Origin of the sequence: Occultella aeris (assembly GCF_902703175.1) — a bacterium.
GTDB classification, from domain to species: Bacteria; Actinomycetota; Actinomycetes; order Actinomycetales; family Beutenbergiaceae; genus Occultella; species Occultella aeris.
This window is the reverse complement of record NZ_CACRYJ010000069.1, coordinates 26,439-49,066: the sequence shown is the minus strand read 5'-3', so window position 1 is coordinate 49,066 and position 22,628 is coordinate 26,439. Positions and strand designations below refer to the sequence as shown.

20 protein-coding genes are annotated in these 22,628 nt (G+C 71.6%); 7 read left to right on the top strand and 13 right to left on the bottom strand.

What is annotated here, in order from left to right; genetic code table 11:
- Window positions 1–21: 21 nt before the first annotated feature.
- From HALOF300_RS25345 to HALOF300_RS25330, 4 genes are all read right to left on the bottom strand, one after another.
- On the bottom strand, window positions 22–828 hold the full coding sequence (locus HALOF300_RS25345) for a lysoplasmalogenase family protein (RefSeq protein ID WP_156743663.1): 807 nt from the start codon (window positions 826–828) through the stop codon (window positions 22–24).
- On the bottom strand, window positions 825–1,871 hold the full coding sequence (locus HALOF300_RS25340) for a GNAT family N-acetyltransferase (protein WP_156743662.1): 1,047 nt from the start codon (window positions 1,869–1,871) through the stop codon (window positions 825–827). The genes HALOF300_RS25345 and HALOF300_RS25340 overlap by 4 nt, the downstream gene beginning before the upstream one ends.
- 82 nt (window positions 1,872–1,953) lie before the next feature.
- Window positions 1,954–2,913, bottom strand: coding sequence for a GNAT family N-acetyltransferase (locus HALOF300_RS25335; protein WP_231955774.1), 960 nt, complete (start codon window positions 2,911–2,913; stop codon window positions 1,954–1,956).
- The gene (locus tag HALOF300_RS25330) at window positions 2,913–5,084 is read right to left on the bottom strand and encodes a DNA gyrase/topoisomerase IV subunit B (RefSeq protein ID WP_408637036.1); all 2,172 of its coding nucleotides are present in this window, start codon (window positions 5,082–5,084) and stop codon (window positions 2,913–2,915) included. The genes HALOF300_RS25335 and HALOF300_RS25330 overlap by 1 nt, the downstream gene beginning before the upstream one ends.
- 119 nt (window positions 5,085–5,203) lie before the next feature.
- Between HALOF300_RS25330 and HALOF300_RS25325 the strand changes: the two genes are divergently transcribed.
- The 3 genes from HALOF300_RS25325 to HALOF300_RS25315 all read left to right on the top strand — a co-directional run bounded on the left by HALOF300_RS25325 (window position 5,204) and on the right by HALOF300_RS25315 (window position 6,633).
- A complete protein-coding gene (locus HALOF300_RS25325) occupies window positions 5,204–5,428 on the top strand; it encodes a DUF7455 domain-containing protein (RefSeq protein ID WP_231955771.1) in 225 nt (74 codons plus the stop codon).
- Window positions 5,429–5,814: 386 nt separating this feature from the next.
- Complete coding sequence (locus HALOF300_RS25320; protein ID WP_156743659.1) at window positions 5,815–6,039, top strand: class I SAM-dependent methyltransferase; 225 nt, start codon at window positions 5,815–5,817, stop codon at window positions 6,037–6,039.
- A gap of 51 nt (window positions 6,040–6,090) precedes the next feature.
- Window positions 6,091–6,633, top strand: coding sequence for a ferritin (locus tag HALOF300_RS25315; protein ID WP_156743658.1), 543 nt, complete (start codon window positions 6,091–6,093; stop codon window positions 6,631–6,633).
- A gap of 79 nt (window positions 6,634–6,712) precedes the next feature.
- Here the strand turns inward: HALOF300_RS25315 and HALOF300_RS25310 are convergent, their stop codons facing one another.
- From HALOF300_RS25310 to HALOF300_RS25290, 5 genes are all read right to left on the bottom strand, one after another.
- On the bottom strand, window positions 6,713–8,173 hold the full coding sequence (locus HALOF300_RS25310; protein WP_408637038.1) for an RNA polymerase sigma factor: 1,461 nt from the start codon (window positions 8,171–8,173) through the stop codon (window positions 6,713–6,715).
- A 212-nt stretch (window positions 8,174–8,385) separates the two neighbouring features.
- Window positions 8,386–11,283: an aminomethyl-transferring glycine dehydrogenase gene (gene gcvP / locus HALOF300_RS25305; RefSeq protein ID WP_156743656.1), complete on the bottom strand. Its 2,898-nt coding sequence runs from the start codon at window positions 11,281–11,283 to the stop codon at window positions 8,386–8,388.
- Between the two features lie 10 nt (window positions 11,284–11,293).
- Entirely contained in the window at window positions 11,294–11,665 is a 372-nt protein-coding gene (gcvH, locus tag HALOF300_RS25300) for a glycine cleavage system protein GcvH (RefSeq protein ID WP_156743655.1), read from the bottom strand.
- Between the two features lie 43 nt (window positions 11,666–11,708).
- Window positions 11,709–12,851, bottom strand: coding sequence for a glycine cleavage system aminomethyltransferase GcvT (gene gcvT, locus HALOF300_RS25295; RefSeq protein ID WP_231955770.1), 1,143 nt, complete (start codon window positions 12,849–12,851; stop codon window positions 11,709–11,711).
- 39 nt (window positions 12,852–12,890) lie between these two features.
- Window positions 12,891–13,280 (bottom strand): universal stress protein, encoded by a 390-nt coding sequence (locus HALOF300_RS25290; protein WP_154794355.1) that lies wholly within the window; start codon window positions 13,278–13,280, stop codon window positions 12,891–12,893.
- 145 nt (window positions 13,281–13,425) lie between these two features.
- On the opposite strand from HALOF300_RS25290, the gene HALOF300_RS25285 reads away from it, so the two are divergent.
- Window positions 13,426–14,169 carry a hypothetical protein gene (locus HALOF300_RS25285; RefSeq protein WP_231955769.1) on the top strand — a complete coding sequence of 248 codons (744 nt, stop codon included), beginning with the start codon at window positions 13,426–13,428 and terminating at the stop codon, window positions 14,167–14,169.
- A gap of 56 nt (window positions 14,170–14,225) precedes the next feature.
- On the opposite strand, the gene HALOF300_RS25280 is transcribed toward HALOF300_RS25285, so the two are convergent.
- Window positions 14,226–15,395 (bottom strand): DUF4192 domain-containing protein, encoded by a 1,170-nt coding sequence (locus HALOF300_RS25280; RefSeq protein ID WP_197522836.1) that lies wholly within the window; start codon window positions 15,393–15,395, stop codon window positions 14,226–14,228.
- Between the two features lie 160 nt (window positions 15,396–15,555).
- On the opposite strand from HALOF300_RS25280, the gene HALOF300_RS25275 reads away from it, so the two are divergent.
- The gene (locus HALOF300_RS25275; protein WP_197522835.1) at window positions 15,556–16,668 is read left to right on the top strand and encodes a polyprenyl synthetase family protein; all 1,113 of its coding nucleotides are present in this window, start codon (window positions 15,556–15,558) and stop codon (window positions 16,666–16,668) included.
- A 30-nt stretch (window positions 16,669–16,698) separates the two neighbouring features.
- Here the strand turns inward: HALOF300_RS25275 and HALOF300_RS25270 are convergent, their stop codons facing one another.
- Entirely contained in the window at window positions 16,699–17,082 is a 384-nt protein-coding gene (locus HALOF300_RS25270; protein ID WP_231955768.1) for an Rv2175c family DNA-binding protein, read from the bottom strand.
- A gap of 139 nt (window positions 17,083–17,221) precedes the next feature.
- Here HALOF300_RS25270 and HALOF300_RS25265 point away from each other — a divergent pair, with 139 nt between their 5' ends.
- Both HALOF300_RS25265 and pknB read left to right on the top strand, forming a co-directional pair.
- Entirely contained in the window at window positions 17,222–18,556 is a 1,335-nt protein-coding gene (locus HALOF300_RS25265) for a lytic transglycosylase domain-containing protein (protein ID WP_231955767.1), read from the top strand.
- An 89-nt stretch (window positions 18,557–18,645) separates the two neighbouring features.
- On the top strand, window positions 18,646–20,577 hold the full coding sequence (gene pknB / locus HALOF300_RS25260) for a Stk1 family PASTA domain-containing Ser/Thr kinase (RefSeq protein ID WP_156743652.1): 1,932 nt from the start codon (window positions 18,646–18,648) through the stop codon (window positions 20,575–20,577).
- On the opposite strand, the gene HALOF300_RS25255 is transcribed toward pknB, so the two are convergent.
- Together HALOF300_RS25255 and HALOF300_RS25250 are read right to left on the bottom strand one after the other, a co-directional pair.
- Window positions 20,555–21,202, bottom strand: coding sequence for a molybdopterin-dependent oxidoreductase (locus tag HALOF300_RS25255; RefSeq protein WP_231955766.1), 648 nt, complete (start codon window positions 21,200–21,202; stop codon window positions 20,555–20,557). The two genes, pknB and HALOF300_RS25255, sit on opposite strands and share 23 nt — an antisense overlap.
- A gap of 3 nt (window positions 21,203–21,205) precedes the next feature.
- The gene (locus tag HALOF300_RS25250; protein ID WP_156743651.1) at window positions 21,206–22,558 is read right to left on the bottom strand and encodes a class II 3-deoxy-7-phosphoheptulonate synthase; all 1,353 of its coding nucleotides are present in this window, start codon (window positions 22,556–22,558) and stop codon (window positions 21,206–21,208) included.
- Between the last annotated feature and the right edge of the window lie 70 nt (window positions 22,559–22,628).

The following is a 22,628-nucleotide window of genomic DNA, read 5'->3' as shown; positions in this document are numbered from 1 at the left end:
GGCTGCTCCGGTCGCCCTGGGTCAGTCGGCGACGGCGGCCGGTTCCGCCGCGTTGTCCACGTCGGGGTCCGCGGTGGGGTCTGTCGCGCGGGCCTGCGCTGGTTGCGCGGGATCCGGCCGGTCCGCCGCGAGGACAGCCACGACGCCGGTTGCGAGGAGCGCCTGGGCGGCGATGTAGGTACTCATAACGCCCAGGTGGTGGGCGCCGAAGGAGTACCAGAGCGAGAACGTGTTCAGTGCGATCATCGCGTCGGAGACGAAGAACAACGCGCCACCGACGGCGGTGACCCGGTTCACGGTGGTGCTCGCCGCTGCCATCGCGGCCAGGAGCAGCCCGTAGCCGACCACCGGCCCGCCGAGGAAGCCGGCCTCGGGCAGGCACCACACCGTGAGGGCGCCGAACCCGGCCGCGAACGCGGCGCCGGCGGCGAGCACCGGTGCCGGCCGCCGTCGCCAGGCCTTCGCGGCGTATGGCGCGAAGGCGGCCAGGTAGCAGGCCTGCGCCACCAGGAAGCCGCCCACCATGCCGAGGAAGCCGGCGTCACCGGTGACGAACCTCGGGATGGTGTCCCCGGCCCAGGACGCGGCCATGCCGGCCGTCACCAGCGCGACGGTGCGGCGCCGGACCGGTCCGAGGTCGGCGACCGCCGAGCAGAAGGCGGCGCCGAGCGCGGGCATCAGCAGGATCTGGGAGACGCCGGCCACGCCTGCGCCGCCGTCGACCAGTCGCGAGGCGAGGTGGACGGCGCCGACGGCGACGTAGGCGCCACCGAGCACCCTGGTCCGGCGGCTCAGTCCCCGCAGGACCTGACGCACCGTCGCACTCACACCTCGATCGTATACATCGTCGAACCGCGGGTGGGCTCGAACTGGAGGTTGCCGTAGAGGCCGAACGCACCGGTCGGCTGGTCGGTGTCGATGCCGAGACCGGCGTACTCCATGCCGTCCTCCCGGTAGGCGGCCATGGCACGGGCGAGCAGTGCCGTCGCGATCCGTTGGCCGCGCCACTCGCGCCGGACGCCGAGGATGTCGATGTACCCCTCGGTCCAGCCGAGGGAGTCCCAGTCCTGTTCGTAGCGTCCGGAGAGCAGGTAGCCGGCCACCTGGGCGCGGTCGCTCGTGCGGTCGAGCACGAGGAAGCTCCAGGTGGGCGCGAAGTAGGTGCGGCCCTCCTGCCAGGTCTCCACGGTGTGCGGCTCGGAACCCCAGTGGTCGCGGAAGGACTCGTTGTGGGCAAGCCGGACCTGGTCGTCGAGCTCGGCGGACCACGGCACCAGGTCGAGGCTGCTCCGCAACTTCACGGCCGGCAGCTCGAGGTTCAGGTCCCGGCGCATCTCGGTGTACCAGCGCCGCGGGCTGAAGCCCTGCTCGGTCAGCATCCGCACCGAGTCCGTCATGCCGTCCTCCACGTGCACCACGATCCGGCCCGGGACGTCCTTTCCGGACGCGGCGAGCACCTGGCGGGACCGGTCCACCTGCCACCGGAGCACCGCGGAACCGATGCCCCGGCGCCGCCAGTCGGGGTCCACGCCCCCTTCGAGGAACGCCCGCACCGAACGCACGTCGCCGGGCTGCGCGGTCACGGTGCCGTAGGCCTGGAGCGTCCCAGCGGGGTCGAACCCGCCGAGGGTGTTGTTCGGCGCATCCTTCCAGTCGCCCTGGAACGTCTCCGCGGCTTCCTCGAGCGTGGTCCGGTAGGGCGGGTTGTCGTGGGACTCGACCCGGGCGAACAACGCGTGCAGCTCCTGCACGTCACCGACGTCGAGGGCCCGCCAGGTCAGCCCGGTCTCCGCGGAGGGGAGCGTGAGCAGGCGCGGGGCCCGCGCGCGCTCGGCGAGGGGGGCGAGGTCGGGCGCGTTCTCCTGGGTCATCCGGCCGCCGGGGTGGGCGCAGGAGAGGAAGTGGTCCGCGCACGCGGCAGGTGGGAGTGGTGGATCAGGTACACGTCAGGTCTCACAGTTCGATCGAATACAGCACGCCGGAGCCGCGGAGCCGATACCCGAACCCCGCGTAGAGGTCACGCGCCGGGTTCCTGGCATCGACATCCAGCCGGGCCACGTCCATGTCATCGGCAGAGTATGCGTGCAGGGCCGTGGTGAGCAAAGCGCGCCCGATCCCGGCACCGGCCCGGTCGGGCCGCACCGCGAGCAGATCGCTGTATGCCACGCGCCCGTGGCCGTCCTGCGGGTCGTGGCTGGAGATCACGAATCCGACGACCTCGGCTCCGTCGATCGCGACGAACGACCACGCCGGGCGGAGCCGCCGCAGCAGCCCCGACCAGATCTGCGGGTCCTGTGCCGCGACCCGGTCGAACGCCACGTCGTGGACCGCTCTCGCGCCATCGCCGGCGGCCGGGGACCAACCGACGATGCGCACTCCGGCCGGACCGGAAGCGCCCGGCGCCGTCGGAGGTTCGTCGCCCGAGAGGGCACGTTCGAGGTTCTGCACGGTGCGGGTCGGGGCGTATCCGGCAGCGACGCACATGCGCCGCCGGTCCGCGAGGTGCTCGTCCACGAGCACGCCGATCCGGCCCCGGCGCCCGGACGCGGCCATGAGGATCTCCCGGGCCCGGCCCTCCTGCCAGCCGAGCAGCGCACGCCCCACGCCGCGGCCACGCCAGGCCGGGTCAAGGGTCGCCCACAGCATCACCCGCGGATGGGAGGACTCGGCCTGGAGCAGGCCAGCGGCGCGAAGCACCCCGGCGCCGTCGAACCCGGCCAGCGAGTCGCGCTCAGGCTCGGTGCCGGGTGAGAGCAGCAGGCCCTCGATCCGGCCCCGAGTGAACGGGTGCAAGGACCGGTCGACGGCCTCGGCCCGGGAGGCCAGCTCCGCGGCCGTGTCAACGTCCGCCGCCGTGAGGGCACGCCAGGTCAGGCCGAGATGGGCCCCAGGGGGCGGGGCCGTCGTCGTCATCACGCGTCGATCCGGTCCCGGTCAAGGTCATCGGCGCCGGCGATGATGAAGTCCTTCCGGGGAGCCACATCGTTGCCCATCAACAACTCGAACACGGTCTCCGCGGCCTCGACGTCCGCCATGGTGACCCGGCGCAGGGTGCGGTGCGCGGGGTCCATCGTGGTCTCGGCGAGCTGATCGGCGTCCATCTCCCCCAGGCCCTTGTACCGCTGGATCGGCTCCTTGTAGCGGCGTCCGGACCGCTCGAGCTTCGCCAGGTACTTGTGCAGTTCCGCCTCGGAATAGGTGTAGGTGATCTCACCCTTGCGCGAGCCCTGCGCGCTCGTCTCCACCCGGTGCAGCGGCGGCACCGCCGCGTACACCCGGCCGTCCTCCACGAGCGGGCGCATGTACCGGAAGAACAGGGTGAGCAGCAGCGTCCGGATGTGTGCGCCGTCCACGTCCGCGTCCGTCATCAGGACCACCTTGCCGTACCGCACGGTGGACAGGTCGAACGTGCGCCCGGAGCCGCCGCCGATCACCTGGATGATCGAGGCGCACTCGGCGTTCTTGAGCATGTCCGCCAGGGAGGCCTTCTGGACGTTCAGGATCTTGCCCCGGATCGGCAGCAGGGCCTGGAAGTCGGAACTGCGGGCCAGCTTCGCGGTGCCGAGGGCGCTGTCCCCCTCGACGATGAACAGCTCCGAACGCTCCACGTCGTCCGAGCGGCAGTCCGCGAGCTTCGCCGGCAGGGTGGAGGTCTCCAGGGCGTTCTTGCGGCGGGAGAGCTCCTTGTGGGCGCGGGCCGCGACCCGGGCACGCATCTCCCCCACCACCTTGTCCAGGACTGCCGCGGCCTGGACCTTCTCGTGCCGCTTGCTCGAGGTGAGCAGCGCCTCCAGCTCCCGGTCGACGACCTTGGACACGATCGCCCGCACCGGGGCGGTGCCGAGGATCTCCTTGGTCTGGCCCTCGAACTGCGGCTCGGGCAGGCGGACCGTGACCACGGCCGTCAGGCCGGCGAGCACGTCGTCCTTCTCGACGCGTTCCTTGGCGTCCTTGCCGGAGATCTTCAGGCGGCGGGCGTTCGCGTCGATCTGCTTGCGCACGGACTTGAGCAGGCCCTGCTCGAACCCGGCCAGATGGGTGCCGCCCTTCGGGGTGGAGATGATGTTCACGAAGCTGCGGACCTCGGCGTCGTAGCCGATGCCCCACCGCAGCGCGACCTCTACCTCACAACTGCGCTCGACGTCGGCCGGGCGCAGGTGCCCCTTGGCGTCGAGCTGCTGCACGGTCTCGGTGAACGTCTCGGTCCCCTGCAGCCGCCACGTGTCGGTGACGGATGCGTCCGCGGCGAGGAAGTCGACGAAGTCGACGGCGCCGCCGTCGTGCTTGAAGACCTCCTCCACCGGGCCGTCGGCCCCCGGCGTGCCAGGCAGCCCACGCTCGTCACGGACGGTCAGGGACAGTCCGGGGACCAGGAACGACGTCTGCCGCGCCCGGGTGACCAGCTCGTCGTAGGAGAACGTCGCGGACTCCGGGAAGATCTGCCGGTCCGCCCAGTACCGCACCCGGGTGCCACTGACCCCGCGCTTGACCCGTCCGCCCACGTTCAGCTCGGAGTGATCGGTGAACGGAGTGAACGGGGCGTCCGGCGACGGCGTGCCACGGTCGGCGAAGGTGCCGGGCTCACCGCGGTGGAAGGACATCTTGTACGTCTTCCCGGACCGGTCCACCTCGACGTCCAGGCGCGCGGACAGGGCGTTCACCACGGAGGCACCGACGCCGTGCAGCCCACCCGAGGCGGCGTAGGAGCCCCCGCCGAACTTGCCACCGGCGTGCAGCTTCGTGAACACGACCTCCACGCCGCTCAGACCCAGGTTCGCGACGTTGTCCACCGGGATGCCGCGCCCGTTGTCGCGGACCTCCACAGAGGAGTCCGGGTGCAGCACGATGTCGATCGCGTCCCCGGCACCCTCCAGAGCCTCGTCGACGGAGTTGTCGATGATCTCCCAGAGGCAGTGCATGAGACCGCGGGAGTCCGTGGAGCCGATGTACATGCCGGGACGCTTGCGGACCGCCTCAAGTCCCTCCAGGACGGAGAGATGGCGCGCGGTGTAGCTGGAATCTGCTGAGGTGGATGACACCCCTTCATCGTAGGCGTGGGTGGCCCGGAAGCGGGGTATTGCCATCCGGATTCGGTGGACGAGACGGTGCAGACCCGCCGGCCCGGACCGGGCCGGGATACGCGGTGAGCGAACTCACCCCGAAGAACGGATGGAATGTCGGAAGGCGATGGTTACATGTGACTGTGAGCGTACTGACAGCAGACCAAGTGACCCCCGAGCTGACCGCGGCCGACCGCTGTGACGCATGCGGTGCCCAGGCCTACGTGCGTGTACTCCTGCCGACCGGCGAACTCCTCTTCTGCGCCCACCACGGGCGCAAGCACGCCGAGGCGCTAGGTCAGGTGGCCACCCACATCCACGACGAGTCCGACCGGCTCCTCTCCGAGCCGAAGTCCGACCAGCGCTGACCCGGCGGGGCGCGGCCGCCAGACGGTGGCCCGCCGCCCGCCCGGCAGTGCCCGGCCGCAGCCGGCCCTGACCCGTACCGACCGGCGAAGGCACCGATGCCCTCCTTCGAGCAGCACGTGCAGTGGGCGTTGAGCACACCGACCGAAGGGTTCGACTTCACGCCCGTCCATGGCCGGGTGGTCGACGGCACCATGCCCTGGGACTTCGCCGGGCTGGCCCGTGCGGCGGTCGCCCAGGCAGGCGGCCCGGTGCTGGACCTCGGCACCGGCGGCGGTGAGTTCCCGGCCGACCTCGGCCCGTTCCCGCCCGGGTCCGCGGCCACCGAGGGCTGGCCGCGGACCAGTCGGGAACAGTCACTGCCCGTGCCACCCTGGCACCGCACGGCGTGCGGGTCCACGCCCTGCCGCCCGACGACGCGACCCGGCTGCCGTTGCCCGACGCAACCTTCGCCGTCGTCCTCGATCGGCACGAGGCGTATGACCCCGCCGAGGTGAGCCGTGTGCTGGCGCCAGGAGGGGGCTTCCTCACCCAGCAGGTCGGCTCGGCCGACGGCACCCGCCTGAACGTCGCGCCCCGGTTCATCCTGAGTGCCCGCCGCGACACGCCCTGATGCGCCGCGCCACCTGGCGCGGCCGGCCCGGCGCGAACTAGCGTGGGCACCATGACCACCGCTGAAGGATCCACCTACGTCCGACTCCTCACCGAGCAGATCGGTCACGAGTTCGACGCCCACACGCAGTACGTCGCGATCGCCGTCTGGTTCGACAGCCACGACCTGCCGCAGCTCGCCGCGCACTACTACCGGCAGTCCGTCGAGGAACGCAACCACGCGATGATGATCGTGCAGTACATGCTCGACCGGGACCTGAACGTGATCATCCCCGCCGGGTCGACCGTCCAGAACGACTTCGGCGACGCCGTCGAGCCGATCAAGTTGGCCCTCGACCAGGAGAAGCAGGTCACCAGCCAGATCGAGGCGATCTTCCAGGCCGCCCGCGCCGAGGGAGACGCCCTCGGCGAGCAGTTCATGCTGTGGTTCCTCAAGGAACAGGTCGAGGAGGTCGCCTCGGCGTCCACGCTGCTGACCGTGGCCCAGCGCGCCGGCCAGAACCTGTTCGACCTCGAGAACTTCGTCGCCCGCGAGTCCATCGGGGACGCCGGCGCGTCAACGGACGCGCCGGAGGCCGCCGGCGGCGCGCTCTGAGCCGCAGCAGCCACCCGAACACGCCGAAGGGGCTGTTCCCGGTTCGCCCGGGAACAGCCCCTTCGTCTGTCTGGCGGTATCAGTCGAGGTAGTCGCGCAGCACCTGCGAGCGGCTCGGGTGACGCAATTTCGACATCGTCTTGGACTCGATCTGGCGGATCCGCTCCCGGGTGACCCCGTAGACCTTCCCGATCTCGTCGAGGGTCTTCGGCTGGCCGTCGGTGAGCCCGAACCGCATGGAGACCACGCCGGCCTCCCGCTCGGACAACGTGTCCAGTACGGCGTGCAGTTGCTCCTGCAGGAGCGTGAAGCTCACCGCGTCCGCCGGCACCACGGCCTCGGAGTCCTCGATCAGGTCACCGAACTCGGAGTCGCCGTCCTCGCCGAGCGGGGTGTGCAGCGAGATCGGCTCGCGGCCGTACTTCTGCACCTCGACGACCTTCTCGGGGGTCATGTCGAGTTCCTTGGCGAGTTCCTCGGGCGTGGGCTCGCGGCCCAGGTCCTGGAGCATCTGGCGCTGCACGCGGGCGAGCTTGTTGATGACCTCGACCATGTGCACCGGGATCCGGATGGTGCGGGCCTGGTCCGCCATGGCGCGGGTGATGGCCTGCCGGATCCACCAGGTGGCGTACGTGGAGAACTTGTAGCCCTTGGTGTAGTCGAACTTCTCGACGGCGCGGATCAGACCGAGGTTGCCCTCCTGGATCAGGTCCAGGAACAGCATCCCGCGGCCGGTGTACCGCTTCGCGAGGGAGACCACGAGCCGCAGGTTCGCCTCGAGGAGGTGGTTCTTGGCGCGGCGGCCGTCCATGGCGATCCACTCGAGCTCGCGCTTGAGCTTGCGGTCCATGCCGTCGCCGGACTCGGCGAGGTTCTCGTCCGCGAACAGGCCGGCCTCGATCCGCTTCGCGAGCTCGACCTCCTGCTCGGCGTTCAGCAGCGCGACCTTACCGATCTGCTTCAGGTAGTCCTTGACCGGGTCGGCGGTGGCGCCCGCGGTGACGACCTGCTGGGCCGGAGCGTCATCGTCGTCGGAGTCGGAGTAGACGAAGCCCTTGTCCTCGTCGCCGGACTTCGTGGTGGCTTCGCCCTCCGCCGGCGCCTCGGCTTCCGCCTCCTCCGGCTCGGCCTCGTCGGCCGACGTGACGGCGGCCAGCTTGGCCTTGCTCGCCCGGGTGGTCTTCGCCTTCGCCGTGGACGCCTTGGTCGCCGGCTTCGCGCGGGTGGCCTTGGCCGGGGTCTGCTCGGCGGCCTCCGCCTCGGCGGGGGCGTCGGTCGTGGCCGGCGCCGTCGACTTCGCGGCGGTCTTGCGGGTGGTGGTCTTCGGCTTCTCGACGGTCGCGGTGGTGGCACCGGAACGGGTCGCGGCGTTGGCGACCGCTCGGTCGGGAACTTCGGTCACGCTGATCTTGGCTTCGTGCATTGCGCCCAGGACCTCCTTGAGACGGCGGGGCTTGACGTTCGCGTCCTCGCAGGCCGCGCGAAACTCGGCGGCTGTGACGTATCCCCTCGTCAGGCCGGACCTGAAGGCGTTCTGCAGAGCGGTATGTTCGTATTCGCGGGGCAGCACGACATCAGGACTGAGAGGCGACGACACAGAGAACCTTTCGGCGGGGGATGGAGGGCGACCGGTGTTCTGTAAGTCGCAGCCCTACAATTATAACCGGAGTGGCCCGGTAGGCCCGTCCAATGACAGGGCGGTTCGGCCACTCTTGTCTCAACGTGCCGGGCCCCCCGGATTGTTCCCGCCCTCTAGGCGTACGCCTCGATGGGCGGGCAGGCGCACACCAGGTTGCGATCCCCGTAGGCCCCGTCGATCCGGCGGACCGGCGGCCAGTACTTGTCCGGCGTCACGCCCGCGGGGTACACGGCCTGGGTGCGCGAGTACGGATGGTCCCACTCCCCCAGTGCCGAGACTGCGGTGTGCGGGGCGTTCACGAGCGGGTTGTCGTCGGCCGGCCAGGTCCCGTCCCCGACCGCGCTCGCCTCGGCGTGGATGGCGAGCATCGCGGCGATGAACCGGTCCACCTCGCCGAGGTCCTCGGACTCGGTCGGCTCGACCATGAGGGTGCCCGCGACCGGGAAGCTCATCGTGGGCGCGTGGAACCCGAAGTCGACGAGACGCTTCGCGACGTCGTCCACGGTGACTCCGGTTGCCGCCGTCAAGGGGCGCAGGTCGAGGATGCACTCGTGCGCCACCAGGCCGTGCTCACCCCGGTAGAGCACCGGGTACTTCTCGTCGAGCCGGGCGGCCACGTAGTTCGCCGAGAGCACCGCGGCGCCGGTCGCGGCCCGTAGGCCCGCCGTGCCCATCAGCCGCAGATACGCCCAGCTGATCGGCAGGATCGAGGGCGAACCGTACGGGGCCGCGCTGATCGTGCCGGTGGTGCGGAGCACCCGGCGGCTCGCCTGTGCGAGCGGGTGCCCGGGCAGGAACGGCACCAGATGCTCGGCCACGGCCACCGGGCCCACGCCGGGCCCGCCGCCGCCGTGCGGGATGCAGAACGTCTTGTGCAGGTTCAGGTGGGAGACGTCGCCGCCGAACGCGCCGGGACCGGCCACGCCCACCAGCGCGTTCAGGTTCGCCCCGTCGATGTAGACCTGCCCGCCGGCAGCGTGCACCAGGTCGCAGAGCTCGGTGATGCCGTGCTCGTAGACACCGTGCGTGGACGGATAGGTGACCATGATCGCGGCCACGCGGCCCTCGTGCGCGGCGAGCACCCGGCGCAGGTCGTCGAGGTCGACATCCCCGTTCGGCGCCGTCCGCACGACGGCCACCTCCAGACCTGCGAGCACCGCCGACGCCGCGTTCGTGCCGTGCGCGCTGGCTGGCACCACGCAGACCCGGCGATCGTCGTCGCCGCGGTCGGCGTGGTAGTCGCGGATCGCGAGCAGCCCCGCGAGCTCGCCCTGGGACCCGGCATTCGGCTGCACGCTCACCGCGGCATACCCCGTCAGCCCCGCCAGGGCGGTCTCGAGCCCATCGATCAGCTCGAGGTAACCGGCCACGTCCGCGGTCGGTGCGAACGGGTGGATCCGGGAGAACTCCGGCCACGTGACCGCGGCCATCTCGGTCGCCGCGTTCAGCTTCATGGTGCAGGAGCCGAGCGGGATCATGCCGCGGTCGAGTGCGTAGTCCCGGTCCGAGAGCCGGCGCAGGTACCGCATCATCTGCGTCTCGGAGCGGTGGCTGGAGAAGATCGGGTGGGTCAGGAACTCGGTGCTGCGGGCCAGGTCCGCGGGCAGGCCGAGGGCCGAAGGCCCGACGGCGGAGCCGCCCGTGGTGCCGGCGGCGGCGGTCGCGTCCGGGGTGGCGCCGGGCAGGACCGCGCGGGCCGCGTCGAGCAGGTCCGCGACGGTCTCCTCGGTGGTGGTCTCGTCGCAGGCGATGCCGACGGTGTCGGCGCCGGCGCGCCAGAGCGTGATGTTGCGCTCGAGGGCGGCGGCGGCGAGCGCGTCGGCGTGGCCGGGGACCTCGACCGTCACCGTGTCGAAGAACGAGGCGTGGCGCACCTGCACACCGAGGGCGGTGAGACCGGAGGCCACGGCCAGGGCGCGCTCATGCACCCGGCGAGCGATCACCGTCAGGCCCTCGGGTCCGTGGTAGACGGCGTACATGGACGCGATCACGGCCAGGAGCACCTGCGCGGTGCAGATGTTGGAGGTGGCCTTCTCCCGCCGGATGTGCTGCTCCCGGGTCTGCAGCGCGAGGCGCAGGGCGGGGGCGCCATCAGCGTCCTTGGACAGGCCGACGAGCCGGCCGGGCAGCTGCCGCTGGGCCTTCTCCCGTACGGCGAGGTACCCGGCGTGCGGGCCGCCGAAGCCCATCGGCACCCCGAACCGCTGGGTGGTGCCGGCGACGATGTCCGCGCCGAGCGTGCCCGGCGCCTCGATCAGGGTGAGCGCGAGCAGGTCGGCGGAGAAGACCACCTGCGCACCGGTGTCGTGCGCGGCCGTGATCCAGCGTTCGAGGTTGTCGCGGTCCCGGACCACGCCCGAGGAGCCGGGGTAGGCCAGGAGCACCCCGAACGCGCCGGTCAGGTCGGGGCTGCCCGCGGCGTCGAACTCGACGAGCTCGATGCCGACCGCCTCGGCCCGGGTCGCCAGCACGGCCTTCGTCTGGGCGAAGGTGTCCGAGTCGACGTAGAACCGGCCGCCCTCGCCCCGCACCACCCGGCGGGCGAGCAGCATGGCCTCGGCGACCGCCGTGGACTCGTCGAGCATGGACGCCCCGGCCACGTCCATCCCGGTCAGGTCGATGACCATGGTCTGGAAGTTCAGGAGCGCCTCGAGCCGTCCCTGTGAGATCTCCGGTTGGTATGGCGTGTAGGCCGTGTACCAGGCCGGGTTCTCGAGCACGTTGCGGCCGATCACCGAGGGCGTGTGGGTGTCGTAGTAGCCCTGCCCGATCATCGAGGTGCGGACCGTGTTCCGGCTCGCGATGGCCCGCAGCTCGGCGAGCACCTGCGCCTCCGACGTGGCGGCGGGCAGGTCCGGCAGCGCGGGCACGCCGTCGCCGAGCAGGGCCGGCGGGACGGCCGCCTCGAGCAGCGCCTCGATGCTGGGTCGGCCGATCACCCCCAGCATGTGCGCGGTGGCGGGGGCGTCGATTCCGATGTGGCGGGCGGGGAACTCGGGGGTGGCGGTCATGGGGAGCTGATCAGGCCTTCGTGATCTCGGTGTAGGCGGCGGCGTCGAGGAGGTCGCCCTCGGCCTCGATCCGTACCGTGAACAGCCAGCCGCCCTCGTACGGCGCGGTGTTCACGAGCTCGGGACTGTCCACGACCTCGGAGTTCACGCTGAGCACCTCGCCGGTGACCGGCGCGTAGAGCTCGCTCACGGACTTGGTGGACTCGATCTCACCGCACGTGCCGCCGGCGGTGACCGAGTCCCCCACGGACGGCAGGTCGACGTAGACGACGTCACCGAGGGCGTCGGCGGCGTAGGCGGTGATGCCAACGGTGGCGACGCCGTCGGCGACGGTGACCCACTCGTGCTCGGCGGTGTACTGGCGGTCGGCGGGGACGCTCATGACGGCTCGCTCCTCAATGCGTCTGGCTGGGTCGGGACTTCGGTCAGGTGGTCGCTGGGCGACGGTAGAACGGTAGCTCCACGACGGTCATCTGCTGGAACCTGCCGCGCACGTCCACGTCCAGCACCTGGCCGACGCCGACGGCGTCCTCTCCGGCGGGCGTGACCAGCGCCATCGCGACCGGGTGGCCGAGTGTCGGCGACAGCACACCGGAGGTCACGGCGCCGATCACCGATCCCGCGGCCAGGACCGGGCTGCCGGCGCGGGCGGCACGGCGACCGTCGCCGCTCAGTCCGATCAGGCGGGTCCCGGTGGGGTGCTCGGAGCGCTCGGCCAGCGCCTCCCGTCCGATGAAGTCGTGGTCGAGGTGCACCACCCGGCCGAGGCCGACCTCGTAGGGTGTCAGCGCGGCGGTCAGCTCCTGGCCGTAGAGGGGCATCCCGGCCTCGAGGCGCAGGGAGTCCCGGCTGGCCAGGCCGCAGGCCTGCACGCCGGCCTCGGCGCCGGCGTCGAGCAGTCGGGCCCACACGTCGACGGCGGCCGCCGCGGGGACGGCGAGCTCGAACCCGTCCTCGCCGGTGTACCCGGTGCGCGCCACGAGGGTCGGGACACCATCGCCGAAGGACGCGGACACACTCGCGTAGTACTTCAGCTCGCCCAGGTCGGCGTCGATGAGCGGGGCGAGCACCCCGGCGGCGGCCGGCCCCTGGATCGCGATCAGGGCGCGGTGCGGGGTGCGGTCGACCACCGCCACCTGGCGGCCCTCGCCCCGGTTCGTGAGTTCATCGAGGACGGTGAGCCGGTTCGCCGCGTTCGCGATCACCAGGAATTCGTGCTCGTCGAGCCGGTACACGATCAGGTCGTCGAGGATCCCGCCATCGATGCCGGTGATCATCGTGTAGCGGGCACGGCCGATGCGCAGCCGGGACGCGGCGCTGACGAGCGCGCCGTCGAGGGCGGGCGCCGCCTCCGGACCGGTCACCTCGAGCTGGGCCATGTGGGACAGGTCGAACAGACCCGCCCGTTCGCGAACGGCCCGGTGCTCGGCCAGATCGCCGGCGAACCGCAGCGGCATCTGCCAGCCGGCGAAGTCGGTCATCGTGGCGCCGGCCGCGCGGTGCGTGGCCTCGAGAGGGCTGGACGGCCCTGAGGGCGCGGTCGAGGACCCGGGATCTGCTGCCTGCACTTGGGGGACTCCGTTCAGGGTGGTGACGGCTGGGCGCGGCTATGCCTGCGCGGGCTTGACCGCGAGCACGTGGCAGGGCGCGTCCAGCAGGATACGTTGCGCGTTCGAGCCGAGGATGAGTTTGCCCAGCGGGGACCGGCGGCGCAGCCCGATGACGATCAGTTCCGCACCTGCCTCCTCGGCGGCTCCCATGAGGGCCTCGGCGACGTCGTTGCCGCGCTGCAGGTGCCGCACGTCGTAGCCCAAGCCGGACGTGTCCAGGAGGTCCCTGGCCTCCTCGACGGCCCGGTCGATCTCGTCCTCGTCGGCGCCGCGGCTGCCGTGCACGATCACCAGGAGGCGGTCGGAGCGTCGCTGCGCCTCCACGATCGCGGCATCGAGCGCCGCACGTCCCTCGGCGGTGGCGATGAACCCGACCACTATGGCCACGACGTACTCCCTCGTCACACAACAATGCGTCCGCCTCTGACACTAGCGCTTCCGTGCGCTGTCGTCGCAGTCGTCGGGCCCCGGGTCGGCGGCGGCGCTAGTCTCACGCCTGAGATCGCGACCCGCACGGAGAAGGGCAGTGCCTGTGAGTGACCAGACCACACCCGGCGAACGCTCGCACGCACCCGACCGGTCCGGCGACCTCGAGGAGACCGGGTCCGAGGACGTCACGACCGACGGGGCCGAGGCGGAACGGGCCGGACCCAGCGGCAGCTCGAAGCATGAGGCCGAGGGCAAGAGCCCCGCAGACATCCTCACGGTGTTCCTGCTCTCCCTCATCGCTGTGCTGACCGCCTGGTGCGGGTTCGAGTCGTCGAAGTGGGGCGGCGAGATGTCGATCGCGTTCAGTCAGGCGTCGAGCGCCCGGATCCAGTCCACGGCGGCCGAGGCGCAGGCGAACGCGGCGCGCCAGTACGACCTCACCGTCTACACGCAGTGGGTCCTCGCCGTCGAGGCGCAGGACACGGAACTGCGGGACTTCATCGAGGAGCGGTTCAGTCCGGAGTTCGCCGTGGCGTTCGAGGCCTGGGAGGCCGGCGGTCGCGAGGCCCTCGGACCGTTCACGGTCCCCGAGTACGTGCCACCCGGCACCCTTGAGTCGGTGGCACTCGCCGACCGGGCCGACGCCAAGTTCGAGGAGGCGCTCGACTACAACCAGCGCGGCGACAACTACACCCTGCTCACCGTGCTGTTCGCCCTGGTGCTGTTCCTGACCGCGATGTCCCAGCGCGTGAACGCCGCCTGGATGCAGCGGGCCATGCTCGGTCTGGCCGTCATCGTGGCGGTCGGGTGCATCGTCACGATGCTGACGTATCCGGTGAAGATCTAGGACGTGGCGTGGGTGATCGCGCCGGGGTGACCTTCGCCGGTCGCCACCCGCACCGCTCACGCCGTCGCTGAGTGTGCCCGTCGGGCCCAGCCCGGCGCCACGGCTCGGTCGACGACGTGCCGGAGCAGCCGGGCCAACCGGTGCAACGGGTCACGTTCCAGCGCGGCGGTGACGAGCACATCGGCTCGGGCCCCGTCACCGTTCCACCAGGCGAGCCAGGCCAGGGTCGCCAACGCCGGCGCGGCGCGTCCCGTGGCGGCATGTGCGGCCACCGCGACCAGCGCCGCCTCGGCCATCGCGAGGGTCGCCTGGTCCGGCATCAGGTCCCCGGTGAACACTGCCTCGAGAATACGTGAGGAGTCGGCGTCGGCCGGGTCCTCGATCCGGGTCACCGCGGCCACCGAGAGCAGGATCGCGTCCCGGACCTGGGTGTCCTCCAGGCCGGCGAGCAGGTGCCCGTACTCGGCGGCGGGGATGTCGGCGAGCATCTCCCGAGTGCCACGCCGCTCGCCCCCCGGTGCGGCGGCGCCGAGCAGACGGCGCCAGCGGGCGCGCATATCCGCACGCCAGTGCGCCAGCTCGGGCCCGGTCAACCGCTCCCGACGGCGTCGCTCCCGGGTGGCGGCGCCGGCGGCGGTCCTGCGGTCGGTCGCCCCGCAGCGCAGGTCAGGCAGGAGGTCCGCGCGCGAGGCGACGTAGGACTCGCCCTGGTAGACGAGGTGGGCCCGGATCCGCGCCGTGGCGAGGTCATCGACGCGCTGGCCGGCCGGCGGGCAGCAGAGCGAGCTCGTGCACTCGATGCAGCGGTAGTACAGGTTGCCGACAAGCCAGGTACGCGTCGGGTGGGCCAGCGGGATCTGGGCGAGCCACCACGCCAGCGCCGCACCGGCGGCGCCCCGCCCGGACAGGACCGCCGGCCAGGAGGACTCGGTGTAGACGGCGGCGAACACCGCGACGGCGCCATCGATCGCCAACTGCCCGAGTACATGTTCACCCAGGCCGAGGCCAGGGTGGGACAGGTCCGCGAGGTCCACCCGAGCGACCACGCCGATCTCCGGCCCACCGTCGGGGTCGGCCCTGATCGCCAGCAGTACGAGGGACTCCTGCGGGAGGAATCCGAGCCGGAACGGCAGATAGGCGAGTAGTTCGGGCGGGTCGTCGAGGCGCAACGTCGGCACCTCGGTGTCGTCGGGGCCAGGGTCGGGTGCTGGTTCGTGTGATCTCATCCGACCAGTGCAGCCGCGCACACCGCCGCGCGGGTGGGCGCCGACCTGCTGTCTGGACCCGAGTACCCCGGACCGTAGGCGCGGGATCCCCGGTGATCGGCCCTCACCCCTGGGGATCGTGAGGCAACAACGCGCGGATCCACACGGATAGGCTGCGATGGTGTCTGCCTCCCCCACGTCGCCCGCCGATCCACTGAGGTCCTTGCGGGAGGCGGTGTCCGACCGGGTCCGCACCACCGTCGACGAACTCGGCGGCTCCTTCCAGGACATCGGGCCCGAGGTGGCGGACCTGTTCGACGTCGCCGGCACCATGCTGCCGGGCGGCAAGCGGCTCCGGGCCTCGTTCGCCGCCGCCGGGTGGTTCGCGCTCGGCGGCCCGGACGACCTCCGGCGTGCCCCCGAGATCGTGCTGGCCGGCTCCGGGCTGGAGCTGTTCCAGCTCGCTGCCCTGGTCCACGACGACCTCATCGACGGCTCGCTGACCCGCCGTGGGCTCCCGGCCGCCCATCGGCAGTTCAGCGCCCTGCACGACGAACGCGCCATGCTCGACACGGGTGAGCACTTCGGCGCGGCGGGGGCGGTACTCCTCGGAGACCTCCTTCTCGTCGCCGCCGCCGGTGAGCTCCAGCACGCATTGGACCGGCTCCCGGAGTCCGCCCGGACCGCGGGCCGCCAGATCGTGCAGCGGATGATGGCCGAGGTCACCGTGGGCCAGTATCTCGACATCTACGCGCAGTCCGCCCCTTGGAGCGCCGACCCCGCGCTCGACCTGGACCGCGCCCGGCGGGTTATCCGCTCCAAGTCGGCCCGTTACAGCGTCGAGCACCCACTCACACTCGGCGCCGCGATGGCCGGCGCAGCCGCGACCGAGCTCGAGGCCGCCAGCCGGATCGGCCTGCCACTCGGCGAGGCGTTCCAGCTCCGGGACGACGTGCTCGGCGTGTTCGGCGACCCGGACGTCACCGGCAAGCCGGCCGGGGACGACCTCAGGGAGGGCAAGCGCACGGTCCTGGTGACGCTGGCCATGACCCGTGCGGACGCCGCCGGCGTCGACCTGCTCCGAGCCGCGCTCGGCAACGCCGACCTCGACGCCGGCACGGTCGCCCAGGTACGTGAACTGCTCACCGGCACGGGGGCGCTCGCGAGTGTCGAGGAGCTCATCGGCGAACGCACCGAGACCGCGCTGGCCGCGATCGATGCCGCCGGCTACGCCGAGCCGGCACGGGACCGACTGCGGACCCTCGCCCGCGCGGCGATCTCCCGCTCCTTCTGACCCGCGTCGGCGGCTCCTCGCGGAAGGTCGTCAGAAGGCGAGCGCCTGCGCGACCCGCCGCACCGCATGGGTCCGGGCGGCCCGGAGCGCGGCGATCGGGGTCTCGCCGAGCTCCTCGTTGTCGGCATAGAGCCAGCGCAGCGTGTCCTCGTCGTCGTAGCCGGCGTCGGCCAGCTGGATGATCGTCCCCCGCAGTGCGGGGATGACCAGCGGCGGGTCCGCGATGACGGAATCGTCCCCGGGCAGTACGAGGAAATCGCGCGGAATGCTCAGCGCCTTGTTCTCGCCTCGCCGCACGGCGACGATCCGGCGCTCGGTCAGCATGCCGCGCACGGCACGCAGTTCGACCTCGAGGAGCTCGGCCGCCTCCGGCAGGCTCAGCCACGTGATGTTCTGGGGGTCCGCGGTAGTCACCCGCAGAGCCTACGGGCGCGACTGGGGTTGTCGTCACCAGACGGCCACGCTACTGTCACTTTTGGCACATATACCTCAATTGCCACATCAGTCACGGGCGACACGCCGTGATGTCCGTCCGAAACACCCGGGGGAACCCATGGATCGCACCGCACGGCCAAGACACGCCTCAGCCCGCTGGGGCTCAGCCCTGACCACCGCCGGAGCGCTCAGCGCCGTGGCCGCGATGGGGCTCGCCTCATCGGTGGCTCCAGCGGCAGCACAGCCGCACAGTGAGGAACAGCCGCAGCGCAGCCCGGGCCACCTGCCGACACACCTGCTCGGCAAGCATGACGGCCGAGCCACCCGGATCACCACGGAGAGCGCAGGCGCGGGCCTGTCGCCCACGCTCCGCAACGTCGCGCCTGCACCCCGGGCCGCTGGTGACAGCCTCTACACCGTCCGCGCCGGTGACACTGTCGGCCACCTGTCGCTTCGGTTCGACGTGCCGGTCTCGGCGATCGTGTCCGCGAACGGTCTCGACTCCCGCGCCATCATCCGGATCGGGCAGACCCTCACCATCCCGGGCGCCGCAACCAGCTCCAACAACCCAGCTCCGAGCAGCCCTGCCCCGGCCGCACCCGCGACCTCCGGCGGTTCCTACACCGTGACCAGCGGCGACACGGTCTCCCGGATCGCGGCCCGGCACGGCACCACGGTCTCGGCGGTCGTGTCCGCGAACGGCCTCGACTCCCGGGCCCTGATCCGCATCGGACAGACCCTCACCATCCCCGGCAGCGGGGCCGTCTCGGGCACCCCGGCTGCCGCACCCACCCAGGCTGCTCCGGCGCCGTCGGGCGGTTCCTCGCACACCGTGCGCCCGGGCGAGACCGTCTCGGGAATCGCGTCCCGCTATGGCACCACGGCGTCCGCGATCGTCTCCGCGAACGGCCTCGACTCCCGGGCCCTGATCCGCATCGGGCAGACCCTCACCATCCCGGGCTCCACCCAACTCGTGCCGAACACGTTCCTGCACTACACCTACTCCGACGACGTCAACGCCGCCGCCAATGCGAACGCGGCCACCCTGCTCGGTGTGTCCGTGCCCAGCCGAGCGGCCATGCAGGAGATGATCCGGGCCACGGCCGTCTCCATGGGCGTCGACCCGGCGCTGGCGCTGGCGGTCGCCCAGCAGGAGTCAGGCTTCAACATGCGAGCCGTCTCCCCCGCGAACGCGGTCGGGGTCATGCAGGTCATCCCGTCCTCCGGCGAGTGGGCCTCCGACCTGGTCGGGCGGAGGTTGAACCTCCTCGACCCACAGGACAACGTGACCGCGGGGGTCGCGATCCTGCGCGCCCTGGTCCGTACCGCGCCGGACCTGCAGTCCGCGATCGGCGGCTACTACCAGGGCCTCGGATCGGTCAACCGCAACGGGTTGTACGACGACACCCGCCGGTATGTGGCGAATGTGCAGACGCTGATGGCGCGCTACTGAGGCCAACCTGGGCAGGCCGTGTGCACGGTGCGGTGACACGCACGCGGCAAGCGCCGGGATCGGCGAGGTAGCACCGTAAACTCACGGCCATGGCCAGCACCCTCACCGACCCGATGATCGGCCGCCTGGTCGACGGTCGGTACGAGGTGTCCTCACGGATCGCCCGTGGTGGCATGGCGACCGTGTACTTGGCCACCGACCGGCGCCTGGACCGGCAGGTGGCGCTGAAGATCATGCATCCGCACCTCGCCGAGGGCGTGGACGTGGCAGCGCGGTTCCGGCGGGAGGCGCGGGCCGCGGCACGGCTCACCCACCCGGGCATCGTCGGCGTCTACGACCAGGGCAGTGAGGGCGAACTCAACTACCTGACCCTGGAATACGTCGACGGGCGCAACCTCCGGCGCGCGCTGCGGGCCAAGGGCGCCTTCAGCCTCGGTGAGACGCTGGACATCCTCGAGTCCATCCTTGACGCTCTGGCCGCGGCGCACCGTGCCGGCCTGGTGCACCGGGACATGAAGCCGGAGAACGTGCTGATCGCCGCCGACGGGCGCGTCAAGGTGGCCGACTTCGGCCTGGCCCGCGCCGTCACCGAGGCGACGGCGGCGAGCACCGGCAACCTGCTCGGAACCGTCGCCTACCTCTCCCCCGAGATCGTCACCTCGGGCAACGCCGACGCCCGTGCCGACGTGTACGCCGTCGGGGTGCTGTTCTACGAGATGCTCACCGGGCACCCGCCGTTCGAGGGCGAGACCCCGATCCAGGTCGCGTACAAGCACGTGCACTCCTCCATCCCGGCCGCCTCCGACGACGTCCCCTGGCTGCCGCTCGAGATCGATGACCTGATCGCCACACTGACCGCCCGCGAGGTGGGCGACCGCCCGGTCGACGCCGGCGCCGCGCTCGCGCTGGTGCGACGCACCAGAGCCACGCTCGACCCCGCGGCCCTGGCCGTGCGGGCCGACACCCCGGCCGACGAGGTCGGCGAGATCGTCGCCGACGCCCACGCGGAGTCCGACGGCGACGAGACCGTCTCGGTGAGCCGGCACACCGGCACGATCGCGCTGCCGATCGGGGCGGTCGCGGCCACCGACGCCGCCGCGGCGGAGCACCGCTCCACCCGTCGGCGCAAGCGCCGGCGTCGGCTGCGGGTGGTTGCGATCGTCCTCGTGGTGCTGCTCGCGCTCGGCGCCGGCGGCTGGTGGTACCTGCGCGTCGGCCCTGGCGCCTACACCGCGGTGCCGGACGTGACCGGGGCCGAGGAGGCCGCTGCCCTCGCTGAGCTCGAGGGGCACGGACTGCGCCCGGCATCCGACTCCGCGTACCACGACGAGGTGCCAGCCGGGCAGGTCATCTCGACCGATCCGGGTCCGGGCGAGGACGTGCTGCGCGACGGTGGTGAGGTCGCCGTGCTGGTCTCCCTCGGCATCGAGATGCTCACCGTGCCCGACGTCGCCGGCTCGCCAGAGGCCGAGGCGCTCGACACGCTGACCGGTGCCGGCTTCGAGGTCTCGGCCGAGGTGCGTCGGCCCTGGGACGCCGAGGTCGCCGAGGGTACCGTCATGGGGACCGACCCGGCCATCGGGGAGACGATCGCGCACAACACCCCGCTCACGCTAGTCGTCTCCGCGGGTCGGGAGCCGATCACGGTCCCGAACGTGGTCGGTGCCGATGAGGCGACGGCGGTCGATCAGTTGGAGGCCGCGGGCGCGGTCGCACAACTGGGGCCGGCTGCGTACAGCGACTCCGTCGCTGCCGGGGACGTGATCAGTCAGTCCCTCGAGGGACCGGCGCTGCGCGGCGACGTGGTCGAGGTGATCGTCTCGCTCGGGCCGGAGCTGTTCGCGGTGCCGAACGTGGTCGGCAAACAGTACGAGGAGGCCGCGGCCACGCTCACCGCCCTCGGGTTCGAGGTTCAGCGCGAGGACGTGCTCGGTGCCTTCTTCGGCACCGTGCGCATCCAGTCGGTCCCCGCCGGCGAGATGCATCCCGCCGGCACGGTCATCGTGCTGACGGTGGTGTGACCTCGTCCCTGGCGTCCTCGGACTGGTAGGCGTACCGTTCCTGCCGCCAGGCGTCCCCATGGGCGTGGTAGCCGCGCTCCTCCCAGAAGCCGAGGTCACCGTCATCGGGCAACAGGTAGTTCCAGCCGCGCACCCACTTCGGACCCTTCCACGTGTACAGGTGCGGGACAACCAGACGTAGCGGGGCACCACGCTCGGCGGTGAGCTCCTCGCCGTCGAGGTGGGTGGCGAGCAGCGACCGGGGTGAGACGAGATCGTCGAGGCTCAGGTTCGCGGCGTAGCCGTACTCGGCGAAGACCAGGACCTCACGCACTCGCGGGTCCGGCGGGGCGAGCTCGAGCAGCTCCGCGGCGCGGTAGCCCGACCAGCGCAGGTCCAGGGCCGACCAGCGGGTGGCGCAGTGCATGTCCGCGAGTTCCTCGACGAACTCCAGGCCTCGGATCGCGTCCAGGTCGAAGGTCTGCTCGGTGCCGCTCGCGGTGGCGCCGCCGACCGTGAACGTCCACCGCTCCGGGCGGGGCTTGGGCACCCGGCCGTAGTGCATCACCAGCGGTTCGGGCCGCCAGTACTGCCCGGGCGGCAATGACCGCTCCAGCGGCGGGTCGGGATGGTGGGGGGTGCTCACCGGTCACCCGCCCCGCAACATCTCCGCGACCAGGAACGCCATCTCGAGGGACTGCTGGTGGTTCAGCCGAGGATCCACCAGCGTCTCGTACCGGCGTGCCAGGGCGAGGTCGTCGATCTCCTCGCTGCCGCCGAGCACCTCGGTCACGTCCGAGCCGGTCAGTTCCACGTGCAGCCCACCCGGCACCGTGCCCAGCGCGGCGTGCACCTCGAAGAAGCCGCGGACCTCGTCGATCACGTCCGAGAACCGTCGGGTCTTGTAGCCGCTCTCCGACGTGAACCCGTTGCCGTGCATCGGGTCGCACACCCAGACGACCGGCCGGCCATCGGCGCGGACCCGCTCGACCAGGGCCGGGAGCAGGTCGCGGACCTTGCCCGCGCCCATCCTGGTGATGAACGTCAGGCGCCCCGCCTCGCCGTCGGGGTTGAGCTTGTCCATGAGCGCCAGCGCGTCGTCACCGGTGCTGGTCGGGCCGAGCTTCACCCCGATCGGGTTCCGGACCCGGGAGAAGTAGTCCACGTGCGCGCCGTCGAGCTGGCGGGTGCGCTCACCGATCCAGAGGAAGTGCGCGGAGCAGTCGTAGGGCAGCCCGGTGCGGGAGTCGATCCGGGTCAGCGGACGCTCGTAGTCCAGCAGCAGGCCCTCGTGGCTGGAGAAGAAGTCCACGGTGCGCAACGCTTCGAAGTCGGCACCGGCGGCGTGCATGAACCGGATCGCCCGGTCGATCTCGGCGGCGAACGTGTCGTACTGGGCGTAGGCACGGTTGGCCATGAACCCGCGGTTCCACTCGTGCACCCGGCGCAGGTCCGCGAACCCGCCCTGGGTGAACGCCCGGATCAGGTTCAGCGTCGTCGCCGAGTTGTGATATGCGTCCAGGAGCCGGTTCGGGTCGGGGATCCGGGCCGACTCGCTGAACTCGAACCCGTTGACGATGTCCCCGCGGTACGCGGGCAGCGTGACGCCGTCACGGGTCTCGGCGTCCGAGCTGCGCGGCTTCGCGTACTGGCCCGCCATCCGGCCCATCTTGATGATCGGCAGGGACGCCCCGTAGGTGAGGATCACGGCCATCTGCAGGATCGTCTTGATCTTGTCCCGGATGTTGTCCGCGGTGAGTTCGCTGAACGTCTCGGCGCAGTCGCCGCCCTGGAGCAGGAACGCCTCCCCGCGGGACGCGGCACCGAGGCGCTCGCGCAGATTGTCGGCCTCGCCGGCGAAGACCAGCGGCGGCACCGAGGAGAGCTTCGCCGTCACGTCGGCGAGGGCCTGCGCGTCGGGCCAGCTCGGCTGCTGCTTCGCCTCCAGGTCGCGGAAGGTGTCGAGGCCGGCCAGTACCGCGGGATCAGGGAGAACACTCACGGCACCAAGGATAGGGCCCGCGCCGGGCCGGACCGGACCGTGGTCCGGCCGGCGGCGCGGGCCCGGGGTT